An 11,630-nucleotide genomic window follows, 5' to 3' on the forward strand; every position below is an offset into this window, starting at 1 on the left:
TGTGAAACAACTTTTATCAGAAATAAAAAAATGTAGAATTTGCGAACCTCATCTAGATTTAGGTGCAAACCCTGTTGTTACCGCTCATAAAAATTCTAAAATTGTAATTATTGGTCAAGCTCCTGGTACAAAGGTTCACAAATCTGGAATTCCATGGGATGATGCAAGCGGCAAACAGTTGCGTACATGGTTAAATGTTACAAATAAAGATTTTTATGACGTCGAAAAATTCGCTATAATTCCCATGGGTTTTTGTTATCCCGGAAAAGGAAAATCTGGAGACAAACCACCAAGAAAAGAGTGTGCCCCACAATGGCATCAGCAATTATTCGATTATATGCCAAATTTAGAGTTGATTGTTTTAATAGGCATGTATGCTCAAAACTACTACTTAAAAGAGAAAGCAAAAAGAACACTTACAGAAACCGTAGATAATTATCCAGAATATTTACCTACCTATTTTGTACTTCCTCATCCTTCGCCAAGAAATAGATTTTGGTTGACAAAAAACCCTTGGTTTGAAAAAGATGTAGTGCCTACTTTACAAAAAACAGTTTCTAAAATTATCAAATAAAAAAACTACATTTATAACTTCTAAATTTAGAGTTATGTTTAAAAAAATTGTAGTCTTATTATTATTGATATTTATAATTAACTGTAAAAAAGAAGAAGTTGTAAAACTTACTATTGATAATTATTCTGATGTAATTAATAATGAATTTACAGGAGATTTAGCCTACGAAACAACTGCTTTTGTAGAAAAATATTGGCGTGTGGTTGGTAATACTGGCTTTAACGAAAGTGTTTATAATATTGCAAAAAACTTAGAAAAAGCAGGTTATATATTAGAAGAAAATGCTACCGAAGGTGATTTATTAACTTACAGAATAGAAAAACGACCACTTAAAAAACCTACTTGGGAATCTGTAGACGCAAGTATAATTTTGAATAATGAGAAAAGGCCATTATTACTACATTCTACAAATAGAAACATGATTGCGTTAAACTCTTACAGCACACCAAAAAAAGGTATTAAAGCAGATGTTGTATACATTAAAGATATAAAAAATCTTGCTAAAATAAACGTAAAAGGTAAAATAGTATTTGCAGAAACGAGTCCGTATAGAATTTTTAAAACTGCAATTATTGAAGGGAAAGCGGCAGGAATTTTAACGTACAATAATCCCGAGTACTTACAACCAGAAAAAAATACAACTTCAATTCAGTTTCGATCAATTCCTTTAGATACCATAAATAAACCTTGGGCAATAGCACTATCTTATGAAGCAAAAGAACGCTTAAAAAAATCTTTAGAAAAAGGAAAAGTAACTTTAAATGTAAACGTGCAAACTAAAATTTATCCATCCGAAGAATTAACAATTATAGCAGATATTAAAGGTACAGAAAAGCCTAAAGAACGTTTAGTATTTAGTGCGCATATACAAGAACCTGGCGCTAATGACAATGCTACCGGAGTTGGTGTTGCTTTAGAAATGGCTAATTTAACGGCAAAATTTATCAATAAAAATGAATTTCAACCTAAAAGAACCTTAACTTTTTTATGGGGAGATGAAATAGTTTCTACAAGAAGATATGTTCAAGAAGATACTATTAGAGCAAAAAATATAAAATGGGGAATTTCTTTGGACATGGTTGGTGAGAATACCAAAAAAACAGGTGGAGTTTTTCTTATTGAAAAAATGCCAGATCCAAGTGCTATTTGGACACGTGGAAATGATAAACATACAGAATGGGGTGGTTCTAAAATGAATTTGAACCAAATGAAACCTCATTATTTAAACGATTTTTTAATAAATGAATTTAAAGCTCAAGGTAAACTTGCTAATTGGCCAGTAAGTACAAATCCTTTTGAGGGTGGTAGTGATCATGTTCCTTTTTTAAGAGAAAACATACCAAGTGTTTTATTTTGGCACTTTACAGATCAATTTTATCATACCGATAATGACAGAATTGATAAAGTTTCTAAAACTACTCTAAAAAATGTTGGTACCACGGCATTAATTGCAGCTTACACTTTATTAAATGCTGATGTTGAAACCGCAAAATCAATAATAAATGAAATTGAAACCGCTGCAAAAAATAGACTTAATGAAGAACTTAAGCAAAGTAAAATAGCCATAAACAACAACCAATCTCTAGAAACGCAAATAGAAATAATTTCTGCTTGGAATAATTGGTACCAAAAATCTATTGAAACTACTACTGATTTAGTAATCAATAAAAATGATATTACTAAAGAAATAGAGCATTCTAAAAAGTTAATAGATTCTATATCTAAAACTATTATACTAAAGCTCACAAAAAATTAAAGCATTAATTTTTGTTTGCTCTTTTCTATTTTTTGATACATCTTATTAAAAAACATTTTTCTAGCAATAGAGCTTTCACCAGAAATATTTGTAGAATATTGCAGTTGTTTATTTAAATGTTTTTCTACTTGAGCACATGTTTCTGCATCTGTAACTTTTAAATAAGTTAAATTAGTGTAGGGCACAAATGTTTTTTTTAAACTATCTGTTTGCATAAAGATAGTATCTGATAAAGAGATAAGATTATTGCAATATAGTTTAAAAGCATTATCATTTACGACTCTCTTTTCATTTTTAGCCTGTTGTTCTAATTGCTGTAATGTATTTACCAAACCTTCTAAAATTGCTATAGCTTCATCTTCTTTTAATAAGCCAATCTCAAAAAAATAAGTTATTTGGTTTATTAAATTATCTATTGTAAAATCGTTCCAAATTTCTATTAAAGCTACTTTTTTATAATTATCTACAAAAGAATCGTAAGCATTTAAAATTGTATCTGAAGGGTTAAAATTAACAAAAGAAATTGTTTTAACACTCTCCTTTTTAGGCAACATACTTACTAGCAGATATATTCTAAATTTTTTTAAAATACTATTATTAATGTGATAACATGGTAAATCATTTGCGCAGCTTATAATTTTTCCTTTTTTAGAATTTAATACTGCCTGAATTTCAATATTACATGTATTTAAATAATTGTATAAGAAATCTATAGAAATTTCACCATGTGTTTTCTCTACGCTTATTACCTTATTTTCAGATGAATTTTCTGATGATAAATTTTTAAGAACTAAATTGTAGTGTTTAGATAAAACAAGTGCTTCGTTTAAAGTAAGAGTTGTTTTACCTTTTATTCTTCTGTAAGCTGCATCGTAATTTATATCTAAAACACTAGCAACGTCTTCAATTAAAGAGACATTTTTTGGTAAGTTTTCTCTAATTAACTTAAATAATCTTTCTTCTGCCTTATTCATTCTGTCCTTTCATTCACTTCTATCAAATTTTACAAAATATAATTTACCATTTTGTGAAATTTGCAATAATAACCTTCTTTATTTAACTAAATTTGAAATTAAATTGAAGAGGTTGGGGGACCTTTACATTTTAAAAAACAAGCCTTTTCAGTATTATTTGAAGAGGCTTTCTTTTTGTAAATATAAAAAGTTTCTAAGTAATTTTAAAATTAAACATGTTTACCAACTTCAAAACCATGTTTTCCTAAGTACTTATCACCACTTTCAATTGCATCTTCTTCTAGAGTTGTTCCCATAGAATCATTCCATCTATTTAAATAGCCAAATAAAGAAATTACACCTAACATTTCTACAATTTCTCCTTCGTTCCAGTACTTATATAATTCTTCTTTAATCTTTGCATCTACTGCATTTGGCACCATTGATGCTGCTAAAGAAAAATCTAATGCTGCTCTTTCTGCTTCTGAAAAAGCAGGATGCGTTTTGTACTCCCAAATATTATCTAATTGCTCTTGCTCTGCGCCATAACGCTCTGCTGCTCTAATTGCGTGCGCTTGGCAATATCTGCAACCGGTAGCATTACTAGAAACCCAAGCAATCATTCTTTTTAAAGCAGAAGTAACTCTACCTTCATTTGCCATAACTGCTTTATTTAAATTTATAAATGCTTTAGATATTGCTGGTCTACGTTGCATTGTTAATACTGAATTAGGACAAAAACCTAGGGTCTCGTTAAAAAATTCTGCTAATTCTTTTGTTTCTAAATCGTGCTCTGCTTCTAAAGGGGTTACTAATGCCATATTTTTATATCTTTAATTAATTTGTGCTTACATTTGTATTAAAGCACAATTTAATACTTCATTTTTAAAAAAATAGATTTTATGATTAAAAATACAGTTACAACGGTTTGGAAACAGAAATCGCAATTTGAAACTGATAATCCAAGTGGGCATAAATTTACAATGTTTGATAAATCGCAAGATAATGGAGACGTTGTTGGTTTTGCACCAAAAGCTTTAATGCTGTCTTCATTAGCTGGTTGTTCTGGTTTAGATGTAGTTTCTTTACTAACTAAAATGCATGCAGAAGTTGCAGATTTTAAAATTGAGGTTACTGCAGAGTTAACAGATGAGCATCCAAAATTTTACAATAAAGTAAAGGTAGATTACCATTTTTCTGATGCAGAACTACAACCAAAAAAAATACAGAAAGCGGTAAATTTATCGGTAACTAAGTACTGTGGTGTTATGGAAATGTTTCGTCAATTTGCAGATATAGAGATAGAAATTCATTTGCATAATTTATAAAAAGTAGAAAAAATTGCTATGAGATGGACGCTTAAGCAAAATCCAAAAAAAGAAAAAGTTGAAAAATTAGCAAAAGATTTACAAGTAAATAAAACAATTGCTACCATACTTTGTCAAAGAAATATCGAAACTTTTAATCAAGCGAAAAGGTTTTTTCGCCCGAGTTTAGAAGACATTCACGATCCTTTTTTAATGAAGGATATGGATTTAGCAGTTGACCGCATAGAAAAAGCAATTGCAAATAACGAAAATATTTTAATTTACGGAGATTATGATGTTGACGGCACAACAGCAGTGTCTTTAGTTGCTTCTTATTTAAAAACTATTTATTCGAATATTGCAACTTATATTCCGGATAGATACGCAGAAGGTTATGGAGTTTCCTATATGGGAATTGACTTTGCACATGACAATGATTTCTGTTTAATTATAGCACTTGATTGCGGTATAAAAGCCATCGAAAAAGTTGCGTATGCATCAGAAAAAAACATAGATTTTATAATTTGTGATCATCATAAACCTGGTGATAAGATACCCGAAGCTGTTGCAGTTCTAAATGCTAAAAGAGCAGATTGTAATTACCCTTTTGATGAACTATGTGGCTGTGGCGTAGGTTTTAAATTGATACAAGCTTTAGGTTCTAAAAGAAACCAAACCATAGAAGATTTTATACCTTATTTAGATTTGGTTGCTACTGCAATTGCTGCAGATATTGTACCAATGAATGGCGAAAATAGGGTTTTAGCATATCATGGCTTGCAGGTAATTAATGAAAATCCTAGAAACGGAATTAAAGCAATAATTCATCAAACCAAAAAAACAACGCTTACTATTACTGATGTAGTTTTTATAATTGCACCCAGAATTAATGCTGCCGGAAGAATGAAACACGGTAATTATGCTGTTGAATTATTAACAGAAATGGACTTTGACTCGGCAGTTGAATTTGCAGCTGCAATAGAAATTTTTAATGCCGACAGAAAAGATTTAGATAAAAAAATTACAGATCAGGCTTTAATTCAAATTATAGACAACGAAGAAGAAAAGCGTTTTACTTCTGTAGTGTATCAAGAAGATTGGCACAAAGGTGTTATTGGTATTGTTGCTTCTAGATTAATAGAAACCTATTACAGACCTACTTTAGTTTTTACAAAAAGTGGCGATAAATTAGCTGCTTCTGCAAGATCTGTAAAAGGTTTTGATGTTTACAATGCATTGCATGAGTGCGAAGAGTTTATAGAACAATTTGGCGGACACAAATACGCTGCTGGTTTAACTTTATTGCCAGAAAATTATCAAAATTTTAAAAATAAGTTCGAAGAAGTTGTTAAAAATACAATTGACAAAGAATTATTAACACCAGAAATTTCTGTGGATGCCACTTTAGAATTATCTGAAATTACACCAAAATTTTTTAGAATTATCGAACAAATGGCACCTTTTGGTCCAATGAATATGAAACCAATTTTTGTTTCTAATTGTGTTAGAGATAATGGTTATGGTAAACAAGTTGGCGCAGATAAAACGCATTTAAAATTAAATGTTTTTCAGGGTGACAATAAGCAAACTTTTGGTGCAATTGGTTTTGGTTTGGGCAATAAAATTGAATTGGTTAAAAACGATTTTGATATAGCTTATGCATTAGATGAAAATGAATGGAATGGTCACAAATCGATACAATTAGTTTTAAAAGATTTAAAGTAACTAGCATTAAGCTAAACTTTAGCAAACAAGTATAGCCCTGATTGAACGGCTTGTTTGAGCTCTTTTTTATTCTTTTTCTGAATAAAAAAAGCGAGTAGTGAAAGCAGGAAATAGCTTCTAAATAAAAAATAAAACCCACTTCTAAGAAGAAGTGGGAAAATTGCTATGAAAAAGAAATGATAAGAAGTTTCTTATCATATTTCTTTAGACGTAATTTATTTTAAAAACTTTCAAAATTTTTTAAATTAATTTTCCATAGACATTAAAACCATACGCAGCTCCATAAAAGAATACGATTTATCTACTTTTTCTTTAAGTTCTGTTAGGCTTTTAAATTCTATTTTCTCAATCTCGTCTACTAATTTTTTATATTTTTTTAAAGGTATTAACTCTAAAATATCTACATCACCAGAAGGGATATAACTTGCTAAATGACTTTCTATTGTATTGGTGGTTAAGCTGCGCTCTTTAGCGATTTCTTTTATCGATAAGCCAGATCTAAACAACTCTAAAGTAATTTGTTTGGTTGGTTTTTTGTCTTCTCTTTTTTGCTCGTTTTGTTTATTTATCCCGTTTTCTTGACAGTATTTTTCTATAACTTCTAAAATTTCTGCTCCGTATTTAGAAACACGTGTTTTACCCATACCTTTTACGTTTAGCAACTCTTTTTCGGTTCTAGGTAAAGCATCACACATTGCGTAAAGCGTTTCTTGTGTAAATATTTGAAATGCTGGTATGTTTTCTGCAACCCTAATTTCGTCTCTTAATTCACGTAATTTTAGCGCCAACAAAGGGTCTTTTCTATTCGATATTTTTTTCTTTTTTGCAGTGGGTGCAGATTTTTGTAAAACTGCTTTTGCTCTAACTTCTAAATATTTTTCTACTTTAAAAGCTTCTGTCATTTTATTTAGAGCAAATAATTTTTCTAAAAGTTTTTCTTGAAGTGCATCAAATTGCTTTTTAAAATCAGTTTTTACCGATTTATTATCCGAAGAAAACGCAATGGTATTTAATGGTTTTAAAATGTTATTTTTAGTTTGATTTAAAAAATAATTCACTGCTTTTATAAAACGCTCTTGAATTTGAGAACTATTTTCTGGCAAAATATTACCTTCTGATATTTCTAACAATTGCCTTTTAAAGCCGTTAGAAACTTTCATTAAAGCTACTACTCCATCGTCTTTTATTGTTTGTAAATGATCGATAACATCACCTTTTATACTTGTTTTATTTTTGTAATAAATATCGATTAATCGCGTAGTTGGGTATAAAAATGGTTGGTAATCAAATAATTCTGCAATTAAGTTCAACTGAAATTCTTTTTCAGAATTGTTTAAAACTGTTTCGTCTGGATGATTTTCTTCTACACTTTCATTAAAAACACTTACGGTTCTATCGTTAATAATTGCGTTGCTAGTAATTGGCGTTTTTAAAACCAAACCTTCTAAAGAAGTACATCTACTTAAGGCTACATAGGTTTGCCCGTGAGCAAAAGAAGCTTCTGCATCTATAATTGCTTTATCAAAAGTTAATCCCTGACTTTTATGAATTGTAATTGCCCAAGCCAATCGTAACGGAATTTGAGAAAAAGAACCCGAAATGTCTTCTTTAATTTCTTTTGTTTCTTCGTTGATAGAATAATTGATATTTTCCCACTTTTCTCTTTCTGTAACAATTTCATCTAATTCATCACCACAATGCACTGTTACCGTTTCTCTAGAAATATCTGTTACAATACCAATTTTACCATTAAAATATCTTTTTTCTGGTGATGAATCATTTTTGATAAACATTACCTGTGCACCAATTTTTAATTCTAATTTTTCTGAATTTGGATATGAATTCTCATTAAATTTACCAGAAACTTCTGCATCAAAATAATAACTCTTATTTTTTATTTTATTTAATTCTGAATTGTTAATTAAATTGGCTCTATTATTATGCGTTGTTAAGGTTATATAACCATCGTCTTTTGAAGGTGAAAAAGATGGATTGTAATTTTTATTTAAAATTTTAGCAGATTCATCAGACAAGGTATCTGTTCTAATTTCATTTAAAATTTTTATAAAATCTTCATTTTTCTGACGATAAATATGCTTTAATTCTATAGAAACAACGTTTGCTTCTTGGTATGCTTTAGAACTAAAAAAGTACACTGTATTATAGTGTTGTTGCAATAAACTCCATTCGTTTGGTCTTACAACTGGCGCTAATTGTTGCAAATCTCCTATCATTAAAACTTGTGCGCCACCAAATACTTTATTTCTATTTTTATAACGACGCATTACTTGATCGATACCATCTAACAAATCTGCTCTAACCATAGAAATTTCATCAATAATAACTAAATCTAAAGATTTAATAATATCTATTTTGGTTTTCGAAAACTTACGTTGTTGATTTGTATTTGCTATTTGATTTGGTAAAATAGGTCCAAACGGCATTTGAAAAAAAGAATGAATCGTTACCCCTTTTGCATTTATTGCAGCAACACCTGTTGGCGCAACAATTACCATTCGTTTAAGAGAATCTGATTTTATTTTATGTAAAAATGTAGTTTTTCCAGTTCCTGCTTTACCGGTAATAAATAAATTACGGTCTGTCTTTTCTATAAATTGTAAAGCAAGTTCTAACTCTGGGTTTTTTGACATTGTAGCTTTTTATTGCAAGGTAAATAAATTCAAAAAGAAAAATCTATCTAAATATTAAGAACGCAAAATTTTCTCCATTTTTCTTCCTTTGGCAAGCTCATCTACTAACTTTTCCATTTGTCTACATTTTTTATAGACTTCGAATTCATCTTCAATTTCTTCAATTCTGTATCCACAAACCACACCTTTAATCTTTTCTGCATTGGGATGCATTTTGGCTTGATTAAAAAATTCTCTAAAGGTTACTTTTTCTTCAATTAAAGATTGTAATTTTTCTTCATTAAAACCAGTTAACCATTCTAAAACCTGATGAAATTCTTCTTTCGTTCGTCCATTTTTTTCTAATCTATTCCAATAAAGAGGATAAATAGAACCGAAAATCATATTTGCAACTTTTTCATTTTTGTCTGGTGTAACTTTCATGTTTTTAGATTTAAGTTATAGAAATCTTTTTACTCTTTTTCATAATCGTGTACAAATGTAATTTTAGAACTGCTCGCCATTAAATTAGGATTTGTACCTTCTATACCTTCTGGTATTGGTTGGTTACGTGTTTTATAATACTTTACCCAACTTGCCATTGGTGTACCCGATTTATCATTAAACGTCATTGGATGTGTAAGAAAAGGCAAATCTTTTTTAGATAAGTTTTGTGTAGAAAACATTTTATAAACTAACTCAGAACAATAATAAGAGCTATCATCCCATAGAAAGACTGCATCATAAGGAGTGCCAATTCTGTCGATTCCATACGTAATTGCTTCAGAAATATAAGGTTGATATATACTATCTAATCTTGCTACAGTAGTTTGAGATTTGTTTTGTTTGTTTTTATTTCGATTTAAAAACTCGTTTATTGGTGTTTTACTTACTCCTATTTTCGGAATTGCTTCTACCACAAACCATTTATCGCCTTCTCTCATAGCAATACCAACATGAGAATAATTTTTAGCTTTAGAGGTTGCAGTTACATCCTTTATAGCATTATCAATTTCGTCTGATCCTGTATTTTGAAATAATAAATCTCCGTGCTGTAATTCAAAACCATCATCTTTTTTATGAGTATTGCAACTAAAAAAAACTAGAATGATTAAAAAAGTAGATATCGATTTATTTATTGTTGTACGTGTCATTATTATATCATTTTTTCTATTTTACAAAGTAAGTATTTTTTACTGAATTGATTATGATCGTTTCAAAATGTAAAGTTGAAATACATTAAAAAAGCTTCAAAAAAAATCCCAAACTAATAAGCTTGGGATTTTTTATATAAATAAAGTAAAATACTATTTACATTTCTAATGCCTTTTTAGGATTGTTGTCCATTAACAATTCTACAGGGTTTTCTAATGCTTCTTTAACAGCTACTAAGAATCCTACAGATTCTCTACCATCAATAATTCTATGGTCGTAAGATAAAGCAACATACATAATAGGTTGTATTATAACACCACCATTAACAGCCATTGGTCTGTTTACGATATTATGCATTCCTAAAATACCACTTTGTGGAGGATTAATAATTGGTGTAGATAACATAGAACCAAAAACACCACCGTTAGTAATTGTAAATGTACCGCCTGTCATCTCGTCTACAGTAATTTGCCCATCTCTTGCTCTTAAAGCCAAACGTTTAACTTCGCTTTCTACACCTCTAAAAGATAAGTTTTCTGCATTTCTAATTACAGGTACCATTAAACCTTTAGGTCCAGAAACCGCAATAGAAATATCTTGAAAATCGTGTTTTATTTGAAAGTCTCCATCAATCATAGAATTTACATCTGGATACATTTTTAAAGCTCTAACAACTGCCAAAGTAAAGAAAGACATAAAACCTAAACCAACACCGTGTTTTGCTTTAAAATCTTCTTTGTATTCTTTACGTAAATCAAAAATTGGTTGCATGTTTACTTCGTTAAAAGTAGTTAACATAGCTGTTTCACTTTTAACTGCAACTAAACGCTCTGCTACTTTTCTACGTAACATAGACATTTTTTTACGCTCTGTATTTCTAGAACCATTCGCTGGCTGAGTTCCCATAGAAGGTACAGCTTTAACTGCATCATCTTTAGTAATTCTACCATCTTTACCTGTTCCGTTAACAGATTTAGCGTCAATACCTTTTTCTGCTAAAACCTTTTTTGCTGCTGGCGATGCTACACCAGAGGCATACGTGTCTTTTTTCTCTACTGCAGGCGATACTTTTTCTGTTTGTGCAGGTGCTTCTTTAGTAGGTTTTGCATCATCGTTAGAAGCATCTCCTGCTGGTTTAGCAGCACTTGTATCAATTAAACAAACTACAGCGCCAACGGCTACTGCATCACCTTCTTCTGCTTTTAAAGTTATAATTCCACTTTCTTCTGCAGGTAATTCTAACGTTGCTTTGTCTGAATCTACTTCTGCAATTGGTTGATCTTTTTCAACATAATCTCCATCTTCAACTAACCAAGTTGCAATTTCTACTTCTGTAATTGATTCTCCCGGAGAAGGAACTTTCATTTCTAAAACACTCATGGTTTCTTATTTTACTTTTGCTAAATAATTAGCTTTTTAATTACTTTATTTTCTATTCTTTTTGGGCGTTTAAACAGGCTTTACACTATATCTTTTAATTTTTGTTCTCGATACAAATTTGCTCATTCTTCTCAAATTTACTCGAACTGA

General features: G+C 30.1%; 10 protein-coding genes. 4 read left to right on the top strand and 6 right to left on the bottom strand.

The window, feature by feature from the left end:
- Position 1 precedes the first annotated feature (1 nt).
- Positions 2-574: a uracil-DNA glycosylase family protein gene (locus tag ACYPV9_RS12615; RefSeq protein ID WP_299063313.1), complete on the top strand. Its 573-nt coding sequence runs from the start codon at positions 2-4 to the stop codon at positions 572-574.
- 34 nt (positions 575-608) lie between these two features.
- Complete coding sequence (locus ACYPV9_RS12620) at positions 609-2,330, top strand: M28 family peptidase (RefSeq protein WP_459744239.1); 1,722 nt, start codon at positions 609-611, stop codon at positions 2,328-2,330.
- Here ACYPV9_RS12620 and ACYPV9_RS12625 read toward each other — a convergent pair.
- Both ACYPV9_RS12625 and ACYPV9_RS12630 read right to left on the bottom strand, forming a co-directional pair.
- The gene (locus ACYPV9_RS12625) at positions 2,327-3,304 is read right to left on the bottom strand and encodes a hypothetical protein (RefSeq protein ID WP_459744241.1); all 978 of its coding nucleotides are present in this window, start codon (positions 3,302-3,304) and stop codon (positions 2,327-2,329) included. The genes ACYPV9_RS12620 and ACYPV9_RS12625 overlap by 4 nt on opposite strands.
- 209 nt (positions 3,305-3,513) lie before the next feature.
- Positions 3,514-4,104 carry a carboxymuconolactone decarboxylase family protein gene (locus ACYPV9_RS12630; protein ID WP_299063306.1) on the bottom strand — a complete coding sequence of 197 codons (591 nt, stop codon included), beginning with the start codon at positions 4,102-4,104 and terminating at the stop codon, positions 3,514-3,516.
- Positions 4,105-4,185: 81 nt separating this feature from the next.
- Here ACYPV9_RS12630 and ACYPV9_RS12635 point away from each other — a divergent pair, with 81 nt between their 5' ends.
- Positions 4,186-4,611: an OsmC family protein gene (locus tag ACYPV9_RS12635; protein ID WP_299063304.1), complete on the top strand. Its 426-nt coding sequence runs from the start codon at positions 4,186-4,188 to the stop codon at positions 4,609-4,611.
- A gap of 18 nt (positions 4,612-4,629) precedes the next feature.
- On the top strand, positions 4,630-6,315 hold the full coding sequence (gene recJ, locus ACYPV9_RS12640; protein WP_459744245.1) for a single-stranded-DNA-specific exonuclease RecJ: 1,686 nt from the start codon (positions 4,630-4,632) through the stop codon (positions 6,313-6,315).
- Positions 6,316-6,560: 245 nt separating this feature from the next.
- On the opposite strand, the gene ACYPV9_RS12645 is transcribed toward recJ, so the two are convergent.
- From ACYPV9_RS12645 to odhB, 4 genes are all read right to left on the bottom strand, one after another.
- Positions 6,561-8,966, bottom strand: coding sequence for a helix-turn-helix domain-containing protein (locus ACYPV9_RS12645; RefSeq protein ID WP_459744247.1), 2,406 nt, complete (start codon positions 8,964-8,966; stop codon positions 6,561-6,563).
- 54 nt (positions 8,967-9,020) lie between these two features.
- Positions 9,021-9,389, bottom strand: coding sequence for a DUF2200 domain-containing protein (locus ACYPV9_RS12650; protein ID WP_459744249.1), 369 nt, complete (start codon positions 9,387-9,389; stop codon positions 9,021-9,023).
- Between the two features lie 29 nt (positions 9,390-9,418).
- A complete protein-coding gene (locus tag ACYPV9_RS12655; protein WP_459744252.1) occupies positions 9,419-10,099 on the bottom strand; it encodes a YiiX/YebB-like N1pC/P60 family cysteine hydrolase in 681 nt (226 codons plus the stop codon).
- A 157-nt stretch (positions 10,100-10,256) separates the two neighbouring features.
- Positions 10,257-11,480 carry a 2-oxoglutarate dehydrogenase complex dihydrolipoyllysine-residue succinyltransferase gene (gene odhB / locus ACYPV9_RS12660; protein ID WP_459744256.1) on the bottom strand — a complete coding sequence of 408 codons (1,224 nt, stop codon included), beginning with the start codon at positions 11,478-11,480 and terminating at the stop codon, positions 10,257-10,259.
- Positions 11,481-11,630 lie beyond the last annotated feature (150 nt).

This window comes from Polaribacter sp. OB-PA-B3 (assembly GCF_054589375.1).